This is a genomic window from Sphaerisporangium sp. NPDC005288 (assembly GCF_040607475.1).
Taxonomy (GTDB): domain Bacteria; phylum Actinomycetota; class Actinomycetes; order Streptosporangiales; family Streptosporangiaceae; genus Sphaerisporangium; species Sphaerisporangium rhizosphaerae.
Window position 1 is genome coordinate 56034 of record NZ_JBEXGT010000040.1, and the last position, 24862, is coordinate 80895.

Consider the following 24862-nt stretch of genomic DNA (forward strand, 5'->3'; position numbering starts at 1 on the left):
GGGGCATCAGAAGTACCCCTCCTTCTTGCGGTCCTCCATGGCGGCCTCCGAGGTGCGGTCGTCCGCGCGGGTCGCTCCGCGCTCGGTGATGCGGGTGGCGGCGATCTCGGCGAGGATTTCCTCCACCGTGGCGGCAGTGGACTCGACCGCGCCGGTGCAGGTCATGTCGCCGACGGTGCGGTAGCGGACGACGGTCTCGTAGACGGGCTCGTCGTCGCCGCGGTTGACCACCTCGTGGTCGGCGAGCAGCATGCCGTCGCGCTCGAACACCCTGCGGGTGTGGGCGTAGTAGATCGAGGGGATCTCGATGCCCTCGCGCCGGATGTAGTCCCAGATGTCCAGCTCGGTCCAGTTGGAGAGCGGGAAGACCCGGATGTGCTCGCCCTTGCGGATGCGGGCGTTGTAGAGGTTCCACAGCTCGGGACGCTGGTTCTTCGGGTCCCACTGGCCGAAGTCGTCGCGGAAGGAGAACACGCGCTCCTTCGCGCGGGCCTTCTCCTCGTCGCGCCGGGCGCCGCCGAAGACCGCGTCGAACTCGTGCTCCTCGATGGCGTCGAGAAGCGTGGTGGTCTGCAGCCGGTTGCGGCTGGCCCGGCGACCGGTCTCCTCGGCCACGCGGCCGGCGTCGATCGACGCCTGGACGGAGGCGACGACCAGGCGGGCGTTCAGCTCGGCCACGCGCCGGTCGCGGAACTCGATCACCTCGTCGAAGTTGTGCCCGGTGTCCACGTGCATCAGCGGGAAGGGGATGGGCGCCGGCCAGAACGCCTTCTCGGCGATGCGGACCATGACGATGGAGTCCTTGCCGCCGGAGAAGAGCAGACACGGACGTTCGAACTCGGCCGCGACCTCCCGCATGATGTGGATGGCCTCGGCTTCGAGGACATCGAGCTGCGACGTCGTGTAATCGCTCTGGAGCACTGCTCTTCCTCCGGGGTGGGCCCTATCGGTGCACGTCGCGGATGCCGGCGAGCAACGTTGGCGCCAGATCCGGTAGGGAAGCCAGGATATCCGGCAGTGAGGGGTTCTCCTGGTTGTAGGTCAGCGGCGACCCGTCGATGCGGCTCGCGTGGGCTCCGGCGGCCAGCGCGACGGCGACCGGGGCGGCGGAGTCCCACTCGTACTGCCCGCCGCCATGGACGTACGCCTCGACCTCGCCGGTGATCACCGCCGCGATCTTGGCGCCGGCCGAGCCCATGGGGACCAGGTCGGCGCCCACGAGGTGGGCGAGCTTCTTGACGAACTCCGGCGGGCGGGTGCGGCTGACCGCGATGCGGGCGCGGCCGCGGCGCGGGGCGGGGAGAGCGGGCGGCTCGGCGGTGGACAGCGTGACGCCCTGGGCCGGCAGCGCGACGGCGCCGGCGACCAGCGTGCCGGAGGCGCGCTCCCAGAGGGCCACGTGGACCGCCCAGTCGGCGCGGCCCTGCTCGCCGAACTCGCGGGTGCCGTCGAGCGGGTCGATGATCCACACCCGCTCGGCGGTCTGGCGGCGCGGATCGAGCCGTTCCTCGCGCGTGCCTTCCTCGGACAGGACGCTGTCGCTGGGCCGCAGCCGGGCCAGCGCCTCGGCCAGATAGGCGTGGGACTCCTGGTCACCCGCGTGGCGCAACGCCACCGGGTCGTCGAACCCCTCGCGGTCGCGCAGGGCCAGCAGCCTCTGGCCGGCCTCAGCCGCCAAGTCTCTCGCGAGCGCGTGGTCGTCGCGTATCGTCACGATGCCCTTTCTGGTGCGCACCCGGGTTGTCGTCCCTCACCTCGGGCTAATACGCGCCCGAGCCACGTGCCACGGCCGACCAGGTCTTCCACAGGATCTGAAGATCCAATGTGAGAGACCAGTTCTCGACATAACGCAGGTCCAACCGTACCGATTCCTCCCACGAAAGGTCAGATCTGCCGTTGACTTGCCACAGGCCCGTCATACCCGGGCGGACGACCAGCCGCCGGCGGACGTCGTCCCCGTAAGTGGCGACCTCTTCGGGGAGCGGCGGTCTCGGGCCGACCAGCGACATGTCACCGGCGAGCACGTTGAACAACTGGGGCAGCTCGTCCAGAGAGTACCGCCGCAGGAAGGCCCCGAGCGGGGTGACCCGCGGATCGTCTCGGATCTTGAACAGCACGCCGTCGGCGTCGCTCACGAGGTGGACCTTGCGGCGCTCGGCGTCCGGGCTCATCGTGCGCAGCTTGAGGATGGTGAACTCCGCTCCGTCCCTGCCGACCCGCGTCTGCCGGAACAGCGCCGGCCCCGGGCCGCTCGACCGGACGGCCACCGCGAGCGCGGCGAGGACCGGCGCGAGCACGGCGATGGCCAGGAGCGCGACCGCGCGGTCGAAGAGGTTCTTCAGAAGCTGGCGGAACCCCGACAGCTCGGGGTGCTCGACGTGCAGCAGCGGCAGCCCGGCCACCGGCCTGATGGTGGTGCGCGGCCCGGCGACCTCCATCAGCGCCGGGGCGACGACCAGGTCGGTGCGGGTGGTCTCCAGCCGCCACGCCAGGCGGCGCAGGGCGGTGCCGTCGAGCTCGGGGCACGCCAGCACGGCCACGGTGTCGGCCGCGACCTGCCCGACGACCAGCGGGACGTCGGAGAAGTCGCCGAACACCGGGACACCCTCGACCGTGCCGGCGGCCTCGCCCCGCGGCAGGCACACGCCCACGATCTGCATGCCGTGGTACGGCTCGCGCCGGAAGCGGCGGACCAGCTCGGCGGTGGACGACCGGTGGCCGACCGCCACCACCCGCCGCATGCACCGCCCGGTCGCTCTGCGGTGGTGGAGCGCCAGGCGCAGGGCATATCTGGAGGAAAGGGTGAGCGCGGTCATGAGGGGGAGGTCGAGGACGACGTACCCGCGTGCCAGGTCGGTCTTGGTGACGTAGGAGGCGATCGCCACGCCGGCGGTCAGGAAGAACCCGCACCGCGTGATGCGGCGGAACTCCTCCGGCCCCACGCCGACCAGCCGCGCCTCGTAGGCACGGTTGAGCGCCACGGCCGCCACCCACAGCACGGGCAGCACCAGGCTGAGCACGAGATAGGGCGCGACGTACGGCGTGACCTCGCCGAACCGCACCACGATCGCCACCGCGCCGGCGGCCAGCCCGCACCCGAGATCGCCCGCCACGGCGCACAGCCGGTAGCGCCGGACCCAGCGCGGGCGGAACGACCCCCCGCCCGCACCGACCCGCCGCCGCGCCCGGGGACGGAGACGGGCACGGGGCCTGACGGCCGCAAGCGCCACGAAGGCCGCAGCGGAGCTCTCCCCCTCGCGCACGCATCCCCCAAGGTGACCGGCCGAACACTCTCGGTGAGGATGCTAGCGGTCGCCTCCGACACTCTTGGGGGAATCCGGTAACTCCCTTTACGAACGCACGGGCGTGTCAACGCGCGAACGACCGCCGCGCCATGTCGGCCCTGCCGCGCCGCGTCGGCGATCGGCGTCGGACCTGGCGAGGTCAGCGCGGGGGTTTGAGGGGTTTGAGGTCGGAGGCGTGGAAGGCGTTCTGGGTGGCCTCCAGGCCTGAGGTGATCAGCGACTCGGCGACGTCGGCGGCGCGGTCGACGAGCAGGGGGAGGTCTTTGCGCTCACCCGTGGCGAAGTCGCGCAGCACGAAGTCGGCGGGATCCATGCGCCCGGGCGGCCGGCCGACGCCGAAGCGCACCCGCAGGTAGTCCTTGGTGGCGAGCGACTTGGTGAGCGAGCGCAGCCCGTTGTGGCCGTTGTCGCCCCCGCCGAGCTTCACGCGCAGCGCCCCGTACGGGAGGTCCAGCTCGTCATGGATCACGATGACGTTCGCCGGCAGGACCTTGTAGAAGTCGGCGAGCGCCTTGACCGGGCCGCCGGAGAGGTTCATGTACGAGCGCGGCTTGGCCAGCACGACGGGAGCGCCCACGAGGCGGCCTTCGACGATCTCGGCACGCGACTTGTGCGCCTTGAACCGGCCGCCGACCCGCGCGGCGAGCTCGTCCACCACCATGAACCCGGCGTTGTGCCGGTTACCGGCGTACTCGGGACCGGGGTTGCCCAGCCCGACGACCAACCAGCGGTCCACGACGACCTCTTCCGTCTTCGGTTCCACTCAGAGCCCGCGGCGGGCGGCCGGCGGGACCGGCGTCCGCACGCCGGACAGGGCAGCCGGGCGGCCGATGAACGGGCGCCCGGCTGCCCTGGCGACGATACGGGACTGCCGTTGGGTGCGGGCCGCCCGCGAGGCGCGGGCGGCCGGCGGGTGCGGCCTTACTCGGCGGCGGCCGCCTCGCCCTCGGCGCCGCCCTCCTCGCCCTCGGCGGTCTCGGCCGAGGTCGGGACCCCGGTGACCTGGAGGATGACCGTCTCGGGGTCGGCGGCCAGCGTGGTGCCCTTGGGCAGCTTCAGGTCGCCCGCGGTGACGACCGCGCCGACCTCCAGGCCCTCGATGTCGACCTCGACACCCGTCGGGATGTGGGTGGCCTCGGTCTCGACGGCGATGGAGAGGAGCTGCTGGTCGAACAGGCCGCCGGGGGCGATGTCGCCGGTCGTGGTGACCGGGAGCTCGACCGTGACCTTCTCGCCGCTCTTCACCAGCAGCAGGTCGACGTGCTCGAGGAAGCCCTTGATCGGGTCCTTCTGGACGCCCTTGGGCAGCGCGAGCTCGTTCAGGCCGTCACCCTGGAGACGGATGAGGACGTTCGGCGTGCGCAGAGCGAGCAGCAGCTCGTGACCCGGCAGGATCAGGTGCTTGGTCTCGGTGCCGTGGCCGTACAGGACGACGGGGACCTTGTCGGAGCGACGGATCTTGCGCGCGGCGCCCTTGCCGAACTCGGAGCGCGGTTCTGCGGCGATGCGTACTTCGGACACGGCATGTCTCCTAGGGAAACTCGGAAACTTCGGAAAGGAAGAACGGCGCTCACCCTCACCCGCCCTAGCGGAAGGCGTTACGAGCGCGGAACCTCGCGGAACCCTCAGAGCTTACCCGACCGGCCGCGTCGCTCGGATCGCCGCCGGGCGACCGGGACCGCGCACGGGCAGGACGCGGAACACGAGCTCCGCGCCCTGCTCACCAAGCTCCCCGGGCCCCCGCCTGAGCGGGCCTGCTTCACGAGGCGGGCGGGGGCGGAGGTCAGGCGTCGCCCTCGAAGAGGCTGGTGACCGAACCGTCGCTGAAGACCTCGCTGATGGCGCGGGCGATCAGCGGGGCGATCGACAGCACGGTGAGCTTGTCGAAGCGCTTGGCCTGCGGGATGGGCAGAGTGTTGGTGACCACGACCTCGGCGATGCGCGAGTTCTTCAGCCGGTCGACGGCCGGCTCGGAGAAGATCGCGTGGGTGGCGGCCACGATGACGTTCGTCGCGCCCTGCTCGTACAGCGCGTCGGCCGCCTTGCAGATGGAGCCGCCGGTGTCGATCATGTCGTCGATCAGCACACAGGTGCGCCCGCGCACCTGGCCGACGACCTCGTGCACCTTCACCTGGTTGGCCACGTCCAGGTCGCGGCGCTTGTGGATGAACGCGACCGGGGTGCCGAGCTGGTCGGCCCAGCGCTCGGCCAGCCGCACCCGGCCGGTGTCGGGCGAGACGATCGTGGTGACGGCCGGGTCGAGCTTGCCGCTGAGATAGCGGTGGAGCACCGGCAGCGCGAACAGGTGGTCGACGGGCCCGTCGAAGAAGCCCTGGATCTGCGGGGTGTGCAGGTCGACCGACATCAGCCGGTCGGCGCCCGCGGTCTTGAACAGGTCGGCCATCAGGCGCGCGGTGATCGGCTCACGGCCGCGCCCCTTCTTGTCCTGGCGGGAGTAGCCGAAGAAGGGCAGCACCACGGTGATGCGCTTGGCCGACGCCCGCTTGAGGGCGTCCACCATGATGAGGTGCTCCATGATCCAGGTGTTGATGGGCTCGGTGTGGCTCTGGATGACGAAGGCGTCGCTGCCGCGCACCGACTCCATGTAGCGGGCGTAGATCTCTCCGTTGGCGAAATCGTGCAGCCTGGTCGGCGTGATCTGGATGCCGAGGTGCTGCGCGACCTCCTCGGCCAGCTCTGGATAGGCCCGGCCGGAGAAGAACATCAGGTGCTTCTCCCCGGTGGTCTTGCGCCCGGTGATGTTGACCTCCTCGGCCGCCTGGCCACCGGACGGAGCCGTGAAGGGCTCGTCGCGCCTGTCGGCCGGCTCGCCGCGCTGGTTCATTTCCAAAGCTCCCCGCTATCGTTCGCCGGCCGGTTCGGCCCGCTCGCTGCTTTCGGCCTGCTGGGATGGTGTACCCGGCCCGCCGTTCCCCGCACGCCCGGACGGTGCGTCCGGGCCGTTCGTCCCACCCTCGTGGCCGTCACGCCCGGCGAGCGCACGCGCGGCGGCCTCCGCCGCGGCCGTGCCGGCGCGCCTGCGCGCGACCCACCCTTCGATATTGCGCTGGTGGGCCCGGCCGACCGCCATCGCCCCCGGGGGAACGTCGGTGGTGATGACCGACCCGGCGGCGGTGTAGGCGCCGTCGCCGATGGTGACCGGGGCGACGAGCATGTTGTCGCCGCCGACCCGGGCGTGGTCGCCGACCGTGGTGTGGTGCTTGTGGACGCCGTCGTAGTTCAGGAACACCGTGGCGGCGCCGATGTTGCTGCCCTCGCCGATGGTCGCGTCGCCGACGTAGGACAGGTGGGGCACCTTGGACCCGGCGCCGACGCGGGCGTTCTTCATCTCGACGTAGCTGCCGGCCTTGGTCCTCGGACCGAGGACGGTGCCGGGCCGCAGGTAGGTGAACGGGCCGACCGAGGCGTCGGGGCCGATCTCGGCGCCCTCGCAGACGGCGTTGCGCACCACCGCGCCGGCGCCGACGACCGTGTCGGTGAGCGTGGTGCCGGGCCCGACCTCCGCGCCGGAGGCGACGCTCGTGCGGCCGTGCAGCTGGGTGGCGGGGTGCACCACGGCGTCCGGCTCGATGGTGACGCTGACGTCGATCCAGGTGGTGGCGGGGTCGATGATGGTGACCCCCGCCCGCATGTGGGCGTGCAGGATGCGGGTGTTGAGCACGCCGCGGGCGAAGGCGAGCTGGACCCGGTCGTTGACGCCCTCCACCTCGACGTGGTCGGCGGCGATGTACGCCCCGACGCGGTGCCCCTCCTCGCGCAGGATGGACAGCACGTCGGTGAGGTACTCCTCGCCCTGGGCGTTGGCCGTGGAGACGCGTTTGACGGCGTCGGCCAGCAGCAGCCCGTCGAAGGCGTAGACCCCGGAGTTCATCTCCCTGATCATCCGCTGCTCCGGCGAGGCGTCCTTGTGCTCGACGATCGACAGGACGGCGCCCGCGGCGTCGCGGACGATGCGGCCGTACCCGGCCGGGTCGGGCACCTCGGCGGTCAGAACGGTCACCGCGTTGCCCTCGGCCGCGTGCGTGGCGAGCAGCTCGCCGAGGGTCTCGGTGCGCAGCAGCGGCGTGTCGCCGTAGGTGACCAGGACGGTGCCGTTGATCGTGCCCACCGCCTCAAGGACGGTGCGCACGGCGTGGCCGGTGCCGTTCTGCTCGGTCTGGACGACGGCGTGCGCGTCGGGGCCGGTCGCGGCGAGATGGGCCTCGACCTGCTCACGGGCGTGCCCGATCACGACGATCAGGCGTTCGGGGGAAAGGCCCCTGGCGGCCTCCAGCATGTGGTCGACCAGCGCGCGGCCGCACAGCTCGTGGAGGACTTTGGGTTTGACGGACTTCATCCGGGTGCCCTCGCCGGCGGCGAGGACGATGACGGCTGCCGGGCGCGGCACACTCACGGACTGAGGCTCCCTCGGCGTCGCGGCTGAGACATTGGCGGACGGGCCGACGCGCGGCAACCGTACAGGCACCGCTCGGCCACCCACCCGACACCGTGAGAATACCCGTCGTCTCCCGGGAGGGATCCAGCCCCCTCGCGGAAGAGTCACGAGCTGTGCGGACCCGTTGTGAGGAGGCTCGCGACAAGATAAGGGAAAGTTCCGGCGCCTGGACTCGAACCAGGACAACCCTGCTCCAAAGGCAGGTGGGCTGCCAATTACCCTACGCCGGACCGATGCGACACCTTCCCCGAACCGCGGAGACCAGAATACCCACGAGGGACCGGTCCCGCACTGTGCCTGTGGCGCTCCCTCCGGTCGCGCGGTGCTCGGGCGCCTTTGAGCCGGTCACGCGTCGGGGGCCGGGCCATGGAATCCGCGGAGATGAGCGCCAGGACGACGGCGGCGAGCCGGCGGGATGCACCTGTGCGACTCGTCCACTGGTGCCGTCCGAGACCCTGGACCATGATCGATCGAGGATCTCGCACTTGTGCGGTGGCGGGTGACCGGCGCCATGATGGACGGCGTGATCGGATGGATGCGGCGCATCCCGCGATGGGCGGTGGCGCTGATCCTCGTGTACGTCGTCACCCTGGTCTTCGTGGGCACGGTCTCGCACCTCGTCGACCTCGCCCGCGGCGGCCTGCGGCCCTATCACTGGGCTCCCGGGTGGCTGAACCTGTTCTGGACCTCATTGACGATCTTCGATACGGCGGCGGCCGCGCTCCTGATCCTCGGCAGGAGGGTCGGGGTGGATCTGACCTGCGCCATCATGGTGACCGACCTGGCGGCCAACTGGTACGCGGTGTACGGCATTCAGCACAGCGACTTCTTGGCCCAGCCCGGCTTGCAGCGCCTCACCACCTTCGCCCTGTTCGTCTTCGTCACAGCCCCTCTCCTGCGCCGCCGCGGCTTTCGCGCACCGCCCGCCGGCGCCGCCGCACCACAAGCGCCACCGGTCACGACGCCCAGGCCCTGATCGGAGGCAGACGGACCGAGCGCGGGAAAACGGTCTGATGTTGGTGGGGGTGAGGGTGCATCCCTTTAACAGATGGGGGCATGTATGCGCAAGGCGTGGACCCGCCACGGGTTCCGGGCCGAACCGTCACCTTCCCCACATTCCGGCTTAGGGATTCCTAACTTACGATGGCGTAGGTTACGGTTACGTAGCTACAGCCACACTTCGCTCGAACCACGTGAGGTAGCCCATGACAGTCGTCGCCGACCGTACGAGCCCGCCGCCGCCGCGGCCGGATCTCGAACCGGAACCGAAGAGCAACTTCGAACGCGTGCTGCTCGTCATCTTCGTGACCGTTCCGTTCCTCGCGCTGGTCGCGACCGTGCCCATGGCCTGGGGCCACTTCCTGGGCTGGAGCGACGTCGCGATCACTCTCTTCTTCTACGTGTTCACCGGTCTCGGCGTCACGGTCGGTCTCCACCGCTACTTCACCCACGGCTCCTTCAAGGCCAACCGCCCGCTGAAGATCGTGCTCGCCATCGCCGGCAGCATGTCGCTGGAGATGGGCGTCATCGACTGGGTCGCCACCCACCGCCGCCACCACAAGTACTCCGACAAGGAGGGCGACCCGCACTCGCCGTGGCGCTTCGGCAACGACTGGAAGGCGCTCACCAAGGGCCTGCTGTTCGCCCACATCGGCTGGATGTTCTCCTCCGAGCGCACCAACCAGGAGCGCTTCGCCAAGGACCTGCTCAACGACAAGGACGTCCACCGCATCCACCGGCTGTTCCCCTGGCTGGTCTTCGCCTCGCTCGTGCTGCCGGCCGTCATCGGCGGCCTGGTCACCTGGTCCATCACCGGCGCGCTCACCGCGTTCTTCTGGGGAAGCCTGGTGCGCATCGCCCTGCTCCACCACGTCACCTGGTCGATCAACTCGGTCTGCCACGTCTTCGGCGACGAGACCTTCGAGGTGCGCGACAAGTCGCGCAACGTGTGGTGGCTCGCGATCCCGTCCTTCGGCGAGTCCTGGCACAACCTGCACCACTGCGACCCGACGGCCGCCCGTCACGGCGCGCTCAAGGGGCAGATCGACCCGAGTGCCCGCGTGATCCGCTGGTTCGAGCAGGCGGGCTGGGCGACCGACGTCCGCTGGCCCACCCCTGAGCGGCTGGCGGCGAAACGGCTTGGCTGATCCAGCCTCCCTGTCGGGCCGCCCGGTGGCGGCCCGATCTCTCATCTCCCCTCCCCCCACCCCCCAGAGCGCACCCCCTTCTCGTGCGCGCGTTCCTGCTCCCGCCACACCACGGAAACCCGACATAGCTCGTCGAACCGGGGTATTGGCGGTTGCCGCCCCCGTGCGGCCAGCCATTATTGAATCCATGACCGAACCGCGCTCACGCGTGCGCATGACCGGCAAGGAACGCAGAGAGCAGCTCATCCGCGTCAGCCGCACCCTGTTCGCGGAAAAGGGGTTCGACGGCACCTCCATCGAAGAGATCGCCGCCAGCGCCCGGGTGTCCAAGCCGGTCGTGTACGAGCACTTCGGCGGCAAGGAAGGCATTTACGCCGTCGTCGTCGACCGCGAGATGCAGCGGCTGCTCGCCCTGGTCGCCGTCGCGCTGAACGCCGGCCACCCCCGGGTCCGCCTCGAACGCGCCGCGCTGGCGCTGCTGCAGTACGTCGAGGAGTCCAGCGAGGGGTTCCGCATCCTCGTGCGCGACTCGCACGCCGCCTCGGGCACCGGCACGTTCGCGAGCCTCATCAGCGACATCGCCAGCCAGGTCGAGGACGTCCTGGCCGACCAGTTCGCCGACCGCGGTTACGCCCCGACGCTCGCCCCGATGTACGCCCAGATGCTCGTCGGGATGGTCGCCCTCACCGGCCAGTGGTGGCTGGACGCGCGCAAGCCCGACCGCGAGGAGGTCGCCGCCCACCTGGTCAACCTCGCCTGGAACGGTCTCACCGGCCTGGAGGCGCACCCGGCGCTCACGGCCGTCACCGCCCGCGGGCTGCCCGCGATGACCGCCGCGGCCGAGCTGCGAAGCCTGGCCCGGCCCACCGACAAAGAGCTCAAAGACCTCGAACGGCTCCGCGAGAAGGAGCACAAGGAGCAGGAGAAGGTCCGCGCGCGCGAACTGCGCGAGCAGGAGAGGCTGCTCCGCGACCAGGAGAAGGCCAGGGCGCGCGAGCTGCGCGAGCAGGACAAGCTGCGCCGCGAGGAGGAGAAGCTGGTCGCCCGCGAGCAGCGTGAGCGCGAGAAGCTCCGCGCCCAGGAGGTCAAGCTCGCCGAGCAGCAGGCCAGGCAGGCCGAGCGCGAGGCCGCCAGACGCGCCAAGCTGGCCGCCGAGCGCGCCCAGCGGGGCGAACGCGTGGAACTGGTCGAGCGCATCGAGCTGGTCGAGCGCGTCCCGCTGACCGAGCACGCCGGGCACACCGGGCACACCGGGCAGGCCGAGCTGGAAGGCCGGGAGACCCAGATCACAGAGCCCTCCACCAGCACCGACGCGGAAGAGCGGGCGAAGTAAAACCGTCGTTGCTGAAAAGTTAACGTGCCGTTCAACCGAGTAGGGCATTTTGGACATATGTCCGCCGAGATCGTGCAGCCGACCCCTGAAGGACACGACGAGCCTCAGTCTCCCCAGGAACGCTTCCTCAACCGCGAGGAGAGCTGGCTCCACTTCAACCAGCGCGTCCTCGAGATGGCCGAGGATCCCGCCGTGCCGCTGCTGGAACGGGTGCGTTTCCTCGCCATCTTCGCCAGCAACCTGGACGAGTTCTTCCGGGTCCGCGTCGCGGGCCTGAAACGGCGGATGGCGACCGGTCTGCTGCTGCGCACCAAGAGCGGGCTCAAGCCGCGCGAGGAGCTGGCCCGCATCGCGGCCATCGCGGACGACCTCGCCCAGCGGCACGCCGCCGCCTACCACAAGCAGCTCTGCCCGCAGCTCGCCGACGTGGGCATCGACGTGGTGCGCTGGGACGACCTCGACAGGGACGAGCGCACGGCGATGCGCAAGCTGTTCCGCGAGCGGGTCCGCCCCGTGCTCACCCCGCTCGCCGTGGACCCCGCGCACCCGTTCCCCTACATCTCCGGCCTCTCGCTCAACCTGGCCGTCACCGTACGCAACCCGGGCAACGGGCAGACGGTGTTCGCCCGGGTCAAGGTGCCCTCGCAGCTGCCGCGCTTCGTCGCCGCCTCGCCCAATCGCTTCGTTCCCCTCGAGGACGTCATCGCCGCCCACCTCGGCCAGCTCTTCAAGGGCATGGAGATCCTGGAGCACCACGTCTTCCGGGTGACCCGCAACGAGGACCTGGACGTGGACGAGGACGTCACCGAGAACCTCATGCAGGCCCTGGAGAAGGAACTGCTGATGAGGCGCTTCGGCCCGCCGGTGCGGCTGGAGGTCGAGGACACCATCAGCCCCGCCGTGCTGGACCTGCTGGTGGACGAGCTGGACGTGGCCGACCACGAGATCTACCGCCTGCCCGGCCCGCTCGACCTCACCGGTCTGCACGCGATCGCCGACCTCGACCGCGGCGAGCTGAGCTTCCCGCCGTTCGTCCCCGCCGAGGCCGTGCACGCCGAGGACGACATCTTCTCGGTGCTGCGCGAGCGCGACATCCTCGTGCACCACCCCTACGACTCCTTCTCCACCAGCGTGCAGCGGTTCATCGAGCAGGCGGCCGCCGACCCGAGCGTCCTGGCCATCAAACAGACGCTGTACCGCACCAGCGGCGACTCCCCCGTCGTCGACGCGCTGATCGACGCCGCCGAGGCCGGCAAGCAGGTCGTCGTCGTGGTCGAGATCAAGGCGAGGTTCGACGAGCACGCCAACATCAGCTGGGCCCGCAAGCTGGAGAAGGCCGGCTGCCACGTCGTCTACGGCGTGCTCGGCCTGAAGACCCACGCCAAGCTGGCCCTGGTCGTGCGGCAGGAGCAGTCGGGCGAGCTGCGCCAGTACTGCCACATCGGCACCGGCAACTACAACCCCAAGACCGCCCGGCAGTACGAGGACTTCGGCCTGCTCACCGCCGACCCGATGGTCGGGGAGGACCTCACCGACCTGTTCATCCACCTGACCGGGTACTCCTACCACTCGGCGTACCGGCGGCTGCTGGTGGCCCCGCACTCGCTGCGGTCGGGACTGCTGGCCCGTATCGAGCGCGAGATCGCCCACCACGTCGCCGGCCGCCCGGCCCGCATCCGGATCAAGTCGAACTCGCTGGTCGACGAGCCGGTGATCGACGCGCTGTACGCGGCGTCCAAGGCCGGCGTGCCGGTGGACCTGGTCGTACGCGGCATCTGCACGCTCCGGCCGGGGGTCCCGGGCCTGTCGGAGAACATCCGGGTCCGCAGCATCCTCGGCCGCTTCCTGGAGCACTCGCGCATCTACGAGTTCGGGTACGGGCGGCGGCCGGAGATCTGGATCGGCAGCGCCGACCTGATGCGCCGCAACATCGAACGCCGCGTGGAGGCGCTGGTGAAGGTCAACAGCGCCCAGCACCGGGCCTACCTGTCGGAACTGCTCGACCTGTCGCTTGCTGACACCACCAGCAGCTGGTGGCTCACCAGCGAGGGCACCTGGGTGCGCCACCATCAGGCGGAGAACGGCGATCCCCTGCTGGACCTGCAGTCACACCTGGTCGGCCGGCGCCGGTGGAGGACGATCGATGACTGACGGCACGCCGAACAGCGGCGGAATGATCAGGGCGGCCGGCGCCGTCGTCTGGCGCGGCGACCCGCGCGCCCCGGAGGTGGCGGTCGTGCACCGGCCGAAGTACGACGACTGGTCCTTCCCCAAGGGCAAGCTGAAGCCGGGCGAGCACGCCATCACCGGCGCCCTGCGCGAGGTGGCCGAGGAGACCGGGGTGAGCGCCACGCTCGGCCGCCGCCTGCCCGCGGTCCACTACATGAAGGGCTCGCGGCTCAAGCGCGTCGACTACTGGGCCGCCCGGGTGGTGGCCGAGGTGGCGCACGACCCCACCGACGAGGTGGACCACCTCGCGTGGCTCCCCGTCGCCGAGGCCCGCCGCCGGCTCACCTACGAGTGGGACGCCGGGCTGCTCACGGCCCTGACCTCGGCGCCGGTGGACACCACGCCGCTGGTGATGGTCAGGCACGCCTACGCCGGCTCCCGGCAGGCGTGGGACGGCGAGGACGAGCTGCGCCCCCTGGACGCGGAGGGCGAGGCGCAGGCCGAGGCCGTCCGCGACATCCTGTACGGCTACCGTCCCGCGTCGCTGGTCAGCTCGCCGAGCCGGCGCTGCGTGCAGACCCTGCTGCCGTACGCCGCCCGGCAGGCGCTGCCGATCCGCACCGAACGCGTGCTGAACGAGACGAACTTCGACCGCTCGCTGACGCTGAAGGCGACCCTGCCGCTGCTGGACGAGGGCCTGTCCACGGCGGTGTGCAGCCACGGCAAGGTGCTGCCCGAGCTGATCGGCGGGCTGTGCGAGCGGCGCCTCGACGGCCGGCCGGAGGACTTCCACCTGCGCAAGGGCGCGATCGCGGTACTGCACCACGCCGGCGGGCGCATCGTCGCCATCGACCGCTACCGCACCTGACCGCTCCTGACGGCTCTCTCTGGACCGCTTCGACACCTTCCGAACGCTCCTGACGGCTCTCTCTGGACCGCTTCGGCGGCTCCTGAACGCTCCTGACGGGTCCGCGCGGTCAGGTGGCGGCCGAGGGGCTTCTCCGCGCGGTCAGCCGGCGGCCGAGGTCACCTCGTCCCAGACGCGGGGGAAGACGGCTCGGGAGCGCTCCGCGGCGGCGCGCTCCAGGCCGAGGAGCAGGCCGTAGGTGAAGGTGTCCTCCCCCGCCTCGCGGGCCCGCTCGGTCTCCTCCAGCAGGACCTCCTGGGCCACGACGCCGTCGAGGTAGAGCCCGAGCGACTCCTGGACCGCCTTCGCCCGCCCGGCGAGGTCGGACGCCCGGTCGCCGAGCAGGGGCTTGAGCGCGTCGGCGGTGTACCTGGCCCGTTTGGCGGCCTTGCGGACGTCGTGCATGGCGGTCTCGCGCGCCTCGGGGTCCTCGATCATCCGCGCCTCGTCGTACTTCTTCGCCACGCGGCGCCAGGACCTGTCGGCGACCTTGGCGAGCGTCGTGTCGGCCTTCTTGGCGGCGAGCGGGGTGAGCGGCGGCTTGGCGACCATCGTGTCCAGCCGGTCCAGCAGGGCGAAGTAGCGCTCGCCCTTCATCGCCTCCGTGGCCCGCGCGAGCGCCTCGCCCTCGCGGCGTTCGAGATCCTCGCCGAGGCGGGCGCGGACCGGCCCGGCGACCAGGCGGGGCTCCAGCTCGTCCAGTGTGCGGGCGAACCGGTCGCGGATGACCTCCAGGTCGCGGACCTCGCCGAGCACGCCGGCGATCCACCGCAGCTCGTCCTGGACGCCCGTGGTCTCGGCGACCACGTCGGAGAAGGACCGGAGCGCGCTGCGCAGGCGGCGGCAGGCCACCCGCATCTGGTGGACGGCGTCCTCCTCGACCTGCCGCACCCGGGGGTCCTGGGCGAGCAGCGCGGTGACCTGTGATCTCAGGTAACCGACCACGACGGCGCCGGCCGTGCCGTCCTCCTGCTCGGCCAGGACCGGGACGGGTATGCGGTCGCCGAGCAGCCGGGCCAGTTTGCTCTGCGTGCCGGCCGGGGTCGCCCCGGCCTTGCGCAGCGCCTTGCCGACCCGCTTGAGCAGCGCCTCGTCACCGCCGGTCAGCTCGGCCTCGACCTCGCGCCAGCGCTCGACGTGCCGGTCCTCGCCGAAGGCCGTCGCGAACACCGTCCCCTTGACGTTGTCGTCGGCGACCTCCAGCAGTTGCCGGCTGTCGGCGTCCCGGACGCTGGTGACCTTGCGCACCGTCTCCAGCTCGGCGACCGGGACGAGCGGCTCACCCCGGGTCAGCGCCAGGACCAGGTCAGACAGGCGGCGCGGAACGATCTTGGCACTGCGCGTCAGGGGGTGGGTGACCTCGTTCCGCACACCCTTCGCCTTGGGCAGCTTGAGGTGCCATCCGGCGTCGTGGCCGCCCCGCCGGCGGCGCAGGGTGATCCCCCGCGCGGCCAGCCGCAGGTCGGCGGTGTCGAAGTACACGGCCACCAGCTTCTCCGCGACCAGCTCGACGGCGTCGGCGCTCCCGCGGACGGCGGCGAGGTCCGGTACCGCGAAGTCCGCCGGCACATCGAACTTGTCCTCGATCTCGAGCGCCATGCTCACCTCACAGCCGGCCGGATACGATCCTCGTCCCATCAAGGACAATACGGGACGCATCGCCCGGACGAACGGTCACCGGTCCGGCATAGGCGAGCCCCCCCGGTCCGGGCGGTCACCGGTTCGGCATAGGGGCCCCCGGGTCCGGGCGGCCACCGCTCGCGCGCAGGGAAGCCCAGGGCCGGGGCGGTCGCCGGTCAGGCGGGGCGTGGAGCGCGGGCGACGACGAAGACGCGGCGGAAGGGGAAGGCCGTGCCGTACGACCTGCGCGGGTAGGCCTCGGCGAGCACCCGCGCGCAGTCGGCGAGGAACGCCTCGCGTCTGTGCTCGTCGGCGCCGATGCGGTCGAGCATCGGACGCAGGGCCGTGCCCATGATCCAGTTGAGCACGGCGTTCTCGCCCTGGAGCAGGTGGACGTAGGTCGTCTCCCAGGTGTCGACCTCGCACCCCAGCCCGGCCAGCAGCGAGAGGTACTCCTCGGGATCGCCGACCGGGGTGTACCGCACCAGGTCGCCGAGCTCGTCCCTCCAGGCGTCGCCGGCGCAGACCTGCCTGACCAGGGCGTGGCTCGGGGCGTCGAAGTTGCCGGGCACCTGGAAGGCGAGCCAGCCGCCCGGGCGCAGCGCCCGGACCCAGCCCGGGAGCAGTTCCCGGTGCTCGGGCACCCACTGCAGCAGGGCGTTGGAGACGATCACGTCGACCGGGCGCTCCGGACGCCAGGACCGGACGTCCCCCACGCTGAACGCGGGCCCCTCGGGGGCCTTGGGAGCCTTGGCGATCATCGCGGGCGAGGAGTCGACACCGTGGACGGCGGCGCCCGGCCAGCGCTCGCACAGCGCGGCGGTCAGCTCGCCGGTGCCGCATCCGAGGTCGACGACGTACTCGGGATCATCGGCGCGGACCCGGGCGATCAGTTCGAAGAAGGGCCGGGCGCGCTCGTCGGCGTACCGGCCGTAGACGGCGGGGTCCCACATATCTCTCGACATCAAGATATTCATACTGGGCGAGATCTCTCGATGTCAAGAGAGATAGACTCTGCCCATGACGACGCGCCGGAGCGATGGGACCGCCGAAGATTCCGCGCGGGACGAGGTCGACCAGCTCGTCGCGTCGTGGCGCCAGGAACGTCCCGACCTCGACGTCTCACCGCTGGAGGTCCTGAGCCGGGTGTCCCGGCTGGCCCGCCACCTCGACCGCGCCCGCCGCGCGTCCTTCGCCGAGCACGGCCTGGAGCCGTGGGAGTTCGACGTCCTGACGACCCTGCGCCGCTCCGGCCCGCCGTACGAGCTGAGCCCCGGCGCCCTGCTGCGCGCCACCCTGGTCACCTCCGGCACGATGACCAACCGCATCGACCGGCTGGCGGCCGCACGGCTGGTGCGCAGGCGGCCCGACCCCGAAGACCGGCGCGGAGTGCTGGTGTCGCTGACCGAGCAGGGCCGGACCCGCGTCGACGAGGCCTTCGCCGATCTGCTCCGGCGCGAGCGAGAGCTGCTGGCCGGCCTCGACCCCGCCGACCGCGACACCCTGGCCGCCCTGCTACGCACCATCCTGGTCCCCTTCGACTCAGCCCAGAACACCACCTGACCCCCCGTCCGGTCACCGATCATGCGCCTCCCCTCGTCCGCCCAACGGCTCGCTTGAAGGGCGCCGCGGCGGCGGGTCGTGGTACGGCGAAGCCGGCGCCCTGTCACGGCGCTCAACAGGTACAGCGTTGTCCGAAGGTGGCCAGGAATCCCGCCGTAGACCGGCACCGGTACCGCCGACCCCCTCCCTCCGCTTCGGCGCCACCAAACTCCAGCGGCAACGAGGCGAAGTGAAGCGGCACCACCGCCCAGTCCTCCCACCCGCCACCCCCCGCCGGCCATACGCTCCCCGCCACCGGCAATGCACTCCCCGTCACCGGCCACCCGTCACCGATCATGCCCCCACCCGCCACCAACGGCTCGCTTGAAGGGCGCCGCGGCGGCGGGTCGTGGTACGGCGAAGCCGGCGCCCTGTCACGGCGCTCAACAGGTACAGCGTTGTCCGAAGGTGGCCAGGTATCCCGCCGCAGGCCGGCGCCGATATCGCCGACCACCTTCCCCCCGCGTCGGCGCCACCAAGTGCTACCAGCGAAGAGGCAGGGACAAGGGACGGGCTGTGGGGGTCACTCGCCGAGTTTTTCGGCCAGGTCCATCCATTCCAGTTCGACGGTTTCCTTCTGCGCGCGGAGGTCCTTGAGCTCGGCGTCCAGGGACGCCAGCCTGCCGTAGTCGGAGGCCGCGTCCGCCATGGCGGCGTGGAGCACCGACTCGCGCCCGCTGATCTTGTCGAGCTGGCGCTCCAGCCGGGACAGTTCCTTCTGCAGCTCACGCAGCTCGCGGGCCGACAGGCCCGGCGCGGCCGGCGCGGCCTCCGGCTGCCCGCCGCCCGCCTCCGGTGCGCGCGAACCCGCCGGAGCCGAACCGGCCCTGGCCGTCAGCGCCGTGCCGGACGACCGGCGCTGGAGGTACTCCTCCACGCCGCCCGGCAGCAGCGACAGCCGGCCGTCGCCCAGCAGGGCCACGCAGCGGTCGGTCACCCGCTCGAGGAAGTAGCGGTCGTGGCTGACCAGCACCAGCGTGCCCGGCCAGGCGTCCAGAAGGTCCTCGAGCTCGTTCAGCGTCTCGATGTCGAGATCGTTGGTGGGCTCGTCCAGCAGCAGCACGTTGGGGTCGTCCATGAGCAACCGCAACAGCTGCAGCCGCCGCCGCTCGCCGCCGGACAGGTCGCCGACGACCTTCCACTGCGCCTCGCCGCGGAAGCCGAGCCGCTCCAGCAGTTGCGAGGCGGTCCACTCGCGCTTGCCGACCTGGATGAACTTGCGGATCTCCTCGACGGTCTCCAGGACGCGGCGGTTCGGGTCGAGCTCGGCGAGCTCCTGCGACAGGTGGGCCAGCCGCACCGTCTTGCCGCGCACGACCGTGCCCGAGTCGGGCCGGACCGCGTCCGCGAGCAGCCGCAGCACCGACGACTTGCCCGAGCCGTTCACGCCGATCAGCCCGACGCGGTCGCCCGGGCCGAACTGCCAGGTGCACCGGTCGAGCACCAGCGGACCCTCCCCGGGCCCTCCGGCGTGCAGAGTGACCTGGTCCAGGTCGTACACCGTCTTGCCGAGCCGCGCCGAGGCGAACTTCACCAGCTCGACGGTGTCGCGGACCGGCGGCTCGTTCGCGATGAGCGCCTGGGCGGCCTCGATGCGGAACTTGGGCTTGGACGTGCGGGCGGGCGGGCCGCGGCGCAACCAGGCGATCTCTTTGCGCATGAGGTTCTGCCGGCGCTCCTCGGACGCCTGCGCGATGCGCGCCCGCTCGGCCTTGGCCAGCACGTACGCGGCGTACCCGCCCTCGTACCGCTGGACCGTGCCGTCCACGACCTCCCAGGTGCGGGTCGACACCGCGTCCAGGAACCAGCGGTCGTGCGTCACGACGAGCAGGGCGGACCGGCGCTGCGACAGGTGGCCGGCCAGCCAGGCGATGGCCTCGATGTCGAGGTGGTTGGTCGGCTCGTCCAGGATGACCAGATCGTGCTCGTCGATGAGCAGCCGGGCGAGCGCGGTGCGCCGCCGCTCGCCGCCGGACAGCTCGCTCGCCCGCGCCGAGAGGTCGATGTCGCCGATGAGGTTGGCCAGGATCTCCCTGACCGCCTGGTCACCGGCCCATTCGTGCTCGGCGCGCTCGCCCAGCACGATCTCCCGCACGGTCACCGCGGGGTCGAGATCGTCCCGCTGGGACAGAAAGCCGATGCGCAGCCCGCGGGTGTGCGTGACCCGCCCGGCGTCGGGCTTGAGCGTGCCGGCGATCACGGAGATCAGCGTCGTCTTGCCGTCGCCGTTGCGCCCCACGACGCCGATGCGGTCGCCGGCCTCGATGCCGAGCGACACCTCGCCGAGCAGGGGCTTGGGACCGTAGGCATGGGAGACCGATTCGAGGTTAACCAGATTCATCGTGCCCAAAGCCTATCCGCGCCCACTCGCCGCCGCACCGCCCCGGCTCTTGCCCCGCCTCGCCCCCGGCGGGTCTCTGCGAACGGCCCGGCGGAGGTGACCGTCAGACGCGGACGACCACAGGAAGGGTGGTCGTCAGGCGGGACGATCCCGGGGAAGGTGATCGTCAGGCGCGGACCACCCGAGTCAGGCGGGGACGACCACGGCGCCCGGGACGGGGCCTCGCGCGGTGACGGCCTCGCGGCAGACGCCCGCCGCGCGCAGGGCCGTCGCCAGGCCGGCCGCGTGGGCCTCGGACTCGGCGAGGAAGGCACAGGTGGGGCCGGAGCCGGACACCAGAGCCCCGAGGGCTCCGCTGTCTCGTCCCGCCGCGAGGGTGCGGGCCAGGGGACCGCACAGCGCCAGCGCGGCGGGCTGCAGGTCGTTGACCAGCGCCGCGCCGAGCGCCTTGACGTCTCCGGCGGCGAGCGCGGCCATGAGGGCGTCGTCGGCCCGCGGCCAGGCGACCGGCTCACCGGCGGCCTCGCGCAGCCGGTCGCACTCGCCGTACACCTTGGCCGTGGACAGGCCGCCTTCGGCGAGCGCGAACACCCAGTGGAACTCGCCCGTCACAGGGACCGGCGCGAGCTTCTCACCGCGTCCGGTTCCGACGGCCGTGCCGCCGAACAGGGCGAAGGGGACGTCGCTCCCGAGATCGGCGGCGATGTCCATCAGCTCCCGCCGGTCGAGGCGCAGGCCCCACAGCTCGTCGCAGGCGATCAGGGCGGCGGCCGCGTCGGCGCTGCCGCCCGCCATGCCGCCGGCGACGGGGATGGCCTTGCGGATGGCCAGGTGGGCGCGCACGGGCCGGCCGGCGCGCGCCGCCAGGGCGACAGCCGCCTTGACCGCGAGGTTCTCCCCGTCGAGCGGCACCTGGCCCGCGGGGCCGCCCTCGACGCTCACCGTGATCATGGCTTCGGAAGGGGTGGCCGTGCCGGTGGCGGCGTTCGGGGGCGTGGCCTCGCCGGTGACCGTGCCGTCATCGGCTGCCACGGCGTCCATGGCGGGCGTGGCGTCCTCGGCGGGCGTGGTCACATCGGTCGCGGTGACCTCGTCGAACAGGGAGACGGCGTGGAAGACGTTCACCAGGTCGTGGTAGCCGTCGTCACGTCGCGGGCCGACGGAGAGCTGCAGGTTCACCTTGGCGGGCACCCGCACGGTCACGGAGGTCACGGGATCCGATCGTAACGCCCGCGCCACCGCGCCACGGCGCGCGTCCCGGCATGTGCACCTCCGGGCATGTGCGCGTCCCGGATGTGCGCGTCCCGGATGTGCGCGTCCCGGATGTGCGCGTCCCGGATGTGCGCGTCCCGGATGTGCGCGTCCCGGATGTGCGCGTCCGGGCGGGTGCGCGTCTGGGCGGGTGCGCGCGGCCTCGGCGACCGCCGACCGTAACGGATATGTAGGTAAACGGTCGGACAAAGCACATCGAGCATCTGTACGGTGACCGTTCGGGGGCCACGGGGTGAACGGTGAAGGAGAGATCCATCGACGGCCAGAACGTCTCCTCTCCGCTGACGAAGGACGATCCTCGCGCGATCGGGGAGTACACGCTGACCGGACGCCTGGGTGAGGGCGGCATGGGAACGGTCTACCTCGGCACGTCCCCGACCGGCCGCCGGGTCGCGGTCAAGGTCGTCAAGCGGCAGTTCACCGAGGACGCCGGGTTCGCCGCGCGCTTCCGCTCGGAGGTGGCCAACGCCCGCAAGGTCGCCTCGTTCTGCACGGCGAGGGTGCTGGACGACGGCGTCGCCGAGGACGGGCGGCCCTACATGGTCACCGACTACATCTCCGGCACCCCGCTGTCCACACAGATCGCCACCTACGGCCCGCTGGAGGAGTCGCCGCTGGTCGGCATGGCCTTCGGGGTCTGCGCCGCGCTCGCCGCCATCCACGCCGCGGGCCTGGTCCACCGCGACCTGAAGCCCGGCAACGTCATCCTGTCCATGACCGGGCCCCGGGTCATCGACTTCGGCATCGCCCGCGCGCTCAGCGGCCTCACCGGCCCCACACTGACCGGCGAGGTCGTCGGCACGCCGGGATGGTGGGCCCCCGAGCAGATCGACGGCGGACCGGTCACCCCGGCGGCGGACGTCTTCGCCTGGGGGTGCCTGGTCGCCTACGCCGGCACCGGGAGGCATCCGTTCGGCGACGGCGACCCGATGACCGTCGCCTACCGCATCCTGCACGAGGAACCGCGGCTCGCCGGCCTGCCCGAGCCGCTGGACCGCCTGGTCCGCCGAGCGCTCCACCGCGATCCGGCTCTGCGGCCGACGGCCCGCGACCTGCTGCTCGACCTCATCGGCGGGGAGGCCGACGGGCCCTCCACGCACGTCCTCGAAGCGCTGTGGGAGCCGCCGAGCAACCTGCGGGCTCCCGGCGGGCCGTCCGGGCCGGACGACGACCCCGGCGGGCCTCTCGGCGGCCACGACGGCAGGGACGGGACGACACGCCCCGACCACCGGCCGGGACGACCGCGGCATGAGCCGGGAGGAGAACCCGAGCCCGGGCCGTCCCCGGAGCAGGCGCTCCCCTCAGGGCACGAGGGGGCGACCCTGCGCGGGCACGGGACCGGCGGCGAGCCGGACCCCGAGTCACCGGGCCGGCACGACTCCGGCCCGGCGGGCCACTCCCGACCGGCGGACGGGCGCGACCACGGACCGGCGACGTGGCGGCCGCGCGGGCGGCGACGGGGGCGGACGCGCGGGGCCGCCGCCGTCGCCGCCGCGCTGGCGCTGATCGCCGGGGCCGCCCTCGTGGTGCGATGGATGGGGCCGGACGCGGGCGCAGGAGCCGGCGCGCCCGCTCGGGACACCGACCTCGGCCGTCGCGTCATGGTCGGCGAGCGGGGGCTGCAGTTCCTGGTCAGCGCCCCGCCCGTCTGCGGCGGCCCGCCACCGGCCGGCGGCACGGGAGGCCCCGGCGGGCAGACCTGCCGTGCGTACTGGTTCGTCCTCAACATGGGCGGGACGCCCGTGACGCTCACCGGCGCGCCGGAGCTCGTGGACGACGCCGGCGGACGGCACGCGATGGCCCGCGCCGTCGGGACCGGCGCGCCGGACGGCCCCGGGGCCGTCGCACCCGGCCCCGGAGAACGCCCCGTCGACATCCGTCCCGGGCAGGTGCTGACCTTCGGGGCGGCCTACGAACTGCCCGCCGGCCGCACGGCCGTCGCCCTCACCGGCCGCATCGCCGCCGGCACCGCTCCGATCGAGGTCCGCCTGTGACACTCCTCCTGCGGCGGCTGGCACTGGTGGTGCCGCTGCTCCTGCTGCCCCTGGACGCCACCGCCTCCCACGGCTCCTCGGCCCCCCACGCCTACTCCCCCAGCGCCACAGCCCCCTCCCCCAGCGCCACAGCCTCCTTTCCCGCCGCCTCAGCCCCCGGTCCTGAGGCGTGCGCGCACGCGGGAACGGCGGACTTCAACGGGGACGGCTTCAACGACGTCGTGGTGGGCGACCCCTTCGGCGAGCCGCCCGACCGGTGGGCGGGCTGGGGCCACCTGTTCCTCCTCAGCGGCACCTCCCGGGGATTCCCCGACGTGGTCGGCAGACCGTTCCCCAGCGGCGGCGGCCTGAGCGGCTGGACGGCCCGCGCCGGGCACCTCGACGGCGACGGCTGCCTGGACCTGGTGGTCGCGAGCCCTCACTGGAACGGCTACGTCACCGACAAGTCGAGCAACCGGGTCACGCTCGTCCCCGGCGCGGGCACCGTCACCGTCTACTGGGGCGGGCCGGACTTCGGCCGCCCCGGGGCCGCCCGGCTGGACCTGCACGCCCCCTCCCCCCGCAACGAGGCGCACTTCGGCTGGTCGCTCGCCGTCGCCTCCGGCCTGCTCGCCGTCGGGGCGCCGTACGAGGACGCCGACGGCGTCCCCGACTCCGGCGCGGTCTACCTGTACCGCTTCGGCGGCGACCGCGGCCGCGTCCCCGGCGATCCCCGCCGGATCACCCAGCAGACGCCGGGCGTGCCGGGCGACGGGGAGGCAGGCGACCTGTTCGGGTGGTCGGTCGCGCTCGGCGCGCTCGCCAAGGGCCCCGCCCCGGACCTGGCCGTCGGCGCCCCGTACGAGGACACCCCGCTCGAGGGCCGGACGGTGCGCGACTCGGGGGCCGTGACGGTGCTGTACGACGCCGCGGAGGGCCCCGGCGGGTGGTACCGCGGCAAGGGCTGGGACCTGTCGAAGCTGACCGACCAGGTGCCGGTCAACGAGGGAGACCTGTTCGGTTACTCCCTCTCCTACGGAGACGCCGTCGGCCGGCTCGCGGCCGGCGCTCCGTACGCCGATCCGCTCGGCGCCCGGGACGCCGGGATCGTCCAGATATTCTCCGGCGGCCGCACGGCGCCCGAACCCGTTCCGGCGTGGACGTTCTGGCAGGGGAACGTGGGGGAGATCAGCGAGCCGCGAGACGCGTTCGGCTTCTCGCTGGCCTTCTCGGGCGGCCGCGACCTGGTGGTGGGCGCGCCGTTCGACGGGGACGGCACCCATCCGGAGACCGGGGCCGTGCACGTGCTGACGCTCACGCCGGCCGGGACGGCGTCCGGCTCCACACCGTCCACGGAACCGCCGCTCGCCCAGCCCACCCGTCTGGTGCGATCGCGCGGCCCGCAGAGCTTCGAGCACTTCGGCTGGTCGGTGAGCGGCGCGGGCGAGGGATGGGTGATCGTCGGCGCTCCCGACCGGGACGGGACGGGCGCGATCGGCCTGGTGCGGATGGGCGGCACGGACGCCGAGCCGCTACGCCCGGGCGACGGGCACATCATGCCCTTCGACCGGACCCACCACCCCACCGACTTCGGCGCCACGGTCGCGGGATGACCCCAACTCAACGCCCCGCAGCACAGCGTCCCCGCCGAAGCCGAGCACGCCGCCCGCGCCATCCGCGACCATCTCGCCGCGACCGCACCGGACATACGCGACCGCACCGGATATATCTGACGGC

At 72.1% G+C, this 24862-nt stretch carries 17 protein-coding genes, 1 tRNA gene and 2 pseudogenes; 8 read left to right on the forward strand and 12 right to left on the reverse strand.

All coding sequences use genetic code 11. The features are described 5' to 3' along the window. Positions 1 to 6: 6 nt before the first annotated feature. The 8 genes and pseudogenes from cysD to ABZU32_RS31025 form a co-directional block, all read right to left on the reverse strand. Complete coding sequence (gene cysD / locus ABZU32_RS30990) at positions 7 to 921, reverse strand: sulfate adenylyltransferase subunit CysD (RefSeq protein WP_354927574.1); 915 nt, start codon at positions 919 to 921, stop codon at positions 7 to 9. Positions 922 to 943: 22 nt separating this feature from the next. After that, entirely contained in the window at positions 944 to 1717 is a 774-nt protein-coding gene (locus ABZU32_RS30995; RefSeq protein ID WP_354840620.1) for a 3'(2'),5'-bisphosphate nucleotidase CysQ, read from the reverse strand. A 43-nt stretch (positions 1718 to 1760) separates the two neighbouring features. Further along, entirely contained in the window at positions 1761 to 3122 is a 1362-nt protein-coding gene (locus ABZU32_RS31000) for a sugar transferase (protein ID WP_354927615.1), read from the reverse strand. A gap of 322 nt (positions 3123 to 3444) precedes the next feature. Next, a complete protein-coding gene (pth, locus tag ABZU32_RS31005; protein ID WP_354839800.1) occupies positions 3445 to 4041 on the reverse strand; it encodes an aminoacyl-tRNA hydrolase in 597 nt (198 codons plus the stop codon). Positions 4042 to 4226: 185 nt separating this feature from the next. After that, the gene (locus tag ABZU32_RS31010; protein WP_354927577.1) at positions 4227 to 4826 is read right to left on the reverse strand and encodes a 50S ribosomal protein L25/general stress protein Ctc; all 600 of its coding nucleotides are present in this window, start codon (positions 4824 to 4826) and stop codon (positions 4227 to 4229) included. 262 nt (positions 4827 to 5088) lie between these two features. Further along, positions 5089 to 6066: a ribose-phosphate diphosphokinase gene (locus ABZU32_RS31015; protein ID WP_354927617.1), complete on the reverse strand. Its 978-nt coding sequence runs from the start codon at positions 6064 to 6066 to the stop codon at positions 5089 to 5091. A 231-nt stretch (positions 6067 to 6297) separates the two neighbouring features. Beyond that, a pseudogene (gene glmU, locus ABZU32_RS31020) lies at positions 6298 to 7719 on the reverse strand (bifunctional UDP-N-acetylglucosamine diphosphorylase/glucosamine-1-phosphate N-acetyltransferase GlmU); the annotation flags it as partial. Positions 7720 to 7918: 199 nt separating this feature from the next. Next, a tRNA-Gln gene (locus ABZU32_RS31025) sits at positions 7919 to 7991 on the reverse strand. A 293-nt stretch (positions 7992 to 8284) separates the two neighbouring features. On the opposite strand from ABZU32_RS31025, the gene ABZU32_RS31030 reads away from it, so the two are divergent. The 5 genes and pseudogenes from ABZU32_RS31030 to ABZU32_RS31050 all read left to right on the forward strand — a co-directional run bounded on the left by ABZU32_RS31030 (position 8285) and on the right by ABZU32_RS31050 (position 14278). Next, positions 8285 to 8737 (forward strand): hypothetical protein, encoded by a 453-nt coding sequence (locus tag ABZU32_RS31030; protein WP_354927579.1) that lies wholly within the window; start codon positions 8285 to 8287, stop codon positions 8735 to 8737. A 229-nt stretch (positions 8738 to 8966) separates the two neighbouring features. After that, on the forward strand, positions 8967 to 9908 hold the full coding sequence (locus ABZU32_RS31035; protein WP_354927581.1) for a fatty acid desaturase: 942 nt from the start codon (positions 8967 to 8969) through the stop codon (positions 9906 to 9908). Positions 9909 to 10122: 214 nt separating this feature from the next. Beyond that, positions 10123 to 10713, forward strand: a pseudogene (locus tag ABZU32_RS31040) (TetR/AcrR family transcriptional regulator); the annotation flags it as partial. Between the two features lie 585 nt (positions 10714 to 11298). Beyond that, positions 11299 to 13392: an RNA degradosome polyphosphate kinase gene (locus ABZU32_RS31045; protein ID WP_354927583.1), complete on the forward strand. Its 2094-nt coding sequence runs from the start codon at positions 11299 to 11301 to the stop codon at positions 13390 to 13392. Next, positions 13385 to 14278 (forward strand): NUDIX hydrolase, encoded by an 894-nt coding sequence (locus ABZU32_RS31050; protein ID WP_354927585.1) that lies wholly within the window; start codon positions 13385 to 13387, stop codon positions 14276 to 14278. The genes ABZU32_RS31045 and ABZU32_RS31050 overlap by 8 nt, the downstream gene beginning before the upstream one ends. 141 nt (positions 14279 to 14419) lie before the next feature. Here the strand turns inward: ABZU32_RS31050 and ABZU32_RS31055 are convergent, their stop codons facing one another. Next, positions 14420 to 15916 carry a CYTH and CHAD domain-containing protein gene (locus ABZU32_RS31055; RefSeq protein ID WP_354927587.1) on the reverse strand — a complete coding sequence of 499 codons (1497 nt, stop codon included), beginning with the start codon at positions 15914 to 15916 and terminating at the stop codon, positions 14420 to 14422. A gap of 197 nt (positions 15917 to 16113) precedes the next feature. Next, positions 16114 to 16902, reverse strand: coding sequence for a trans-aconitate 2-methyltransferase (locus ABZU32_RS31060; protein WP_354927619.1), 789 nt, complete (start codon positions 16900 to 16902; stop codon positions 16114 to 16116). Between the two features lie 55 nt (positions 16903 to 16957). Here ABZU32_RS31060 and ABZU32_RS31065 point away from each other — a divergent pair, with 55 nt between their 5' ends. Continuing rightward, positions 16958 to 17500 carry a MarR family transcriptional regulator gene (locus ABZU32_RS31065; protein WP_354839774.1) on the forward strand — a complete coding sequence of 181 codons (543 nt, stop codon included), beginning with the start codon at positions 16958 to 16960 and terminating at the stop codon, positions 17498 to 17500. 562 nt (positions 17501 to 18062) lie between these two features. On the opposite strand, the gene ABZU32_RS31070 is transcribed toward ABZU32_RS31065, so the two are convergent. Together ABZU32_RS31070 and ABZU32_RS31075 are read right to left on the reverse strand one after the other, a co-directional pair. Then, positions 18063 to 19880 (reverse strand): ABC-F family ATP-binding cassette domain-containing protein, encoded by a 1818-nt coding sequence (locus ABZU32_RS31070; RefSeq protein WP_354927589.1) that lies wholly within the window; start codon positions 19878 to 19880, stop codon positions 18063 to 18065. A gap of 186 nt (positions 19881 to 20066) precedes the next feature. Then, positions 20067 to 21092, reverse strand: a complete 1026-nt coding sequence (locus tag ABZU32_RS31075) for a 4-(cytidine 5'-diphospho)-2-C-methyl-D-erythritol kinase (RefSeq protein ID WP_354927591.1) — start codon at positions 21090 to 21092, stop codon at positions 20067 to 20069. 299 nt (positions 21093 to 21391) lie between these two features. On the opposite strand from ABZU32_RS31075, the gene ABZU32_RS31080 reads away from it, so the two are divergent. Together ABZU32_RS31080 and ABZU32_RS31085 are read left to right on the forward strand one after the other, a co-directional pair. Next, positions 21392 to 23146 (forward strand): serine/threonine-protein kinase, encoded by a 1755-nt coding sequence (locus ABZU32_RS31080; RefSeq protein ID WP_354927593.1) that lies wholly within the window; start codon positions 21392 to 21394, stop codon positions 23144 to 23146. Next, positions 23143 to 24738, forward strand: a complete 1596-nt coding sequence (locus ABZU32_RS31085) for an FG-GAP-like repeat-containing protein (protein ID WP_354927595.1) — start codon at positions 23143 to 23145, stop codon at positions 24736 to 24738. The genes ABZU32_RS31080 and ABZU32_RS31085 overlap by 4 nt, the downstream gene beginning before the upstream one ends. Positions 24739 to 24862 lie beyond the last annotated feature (124 nt).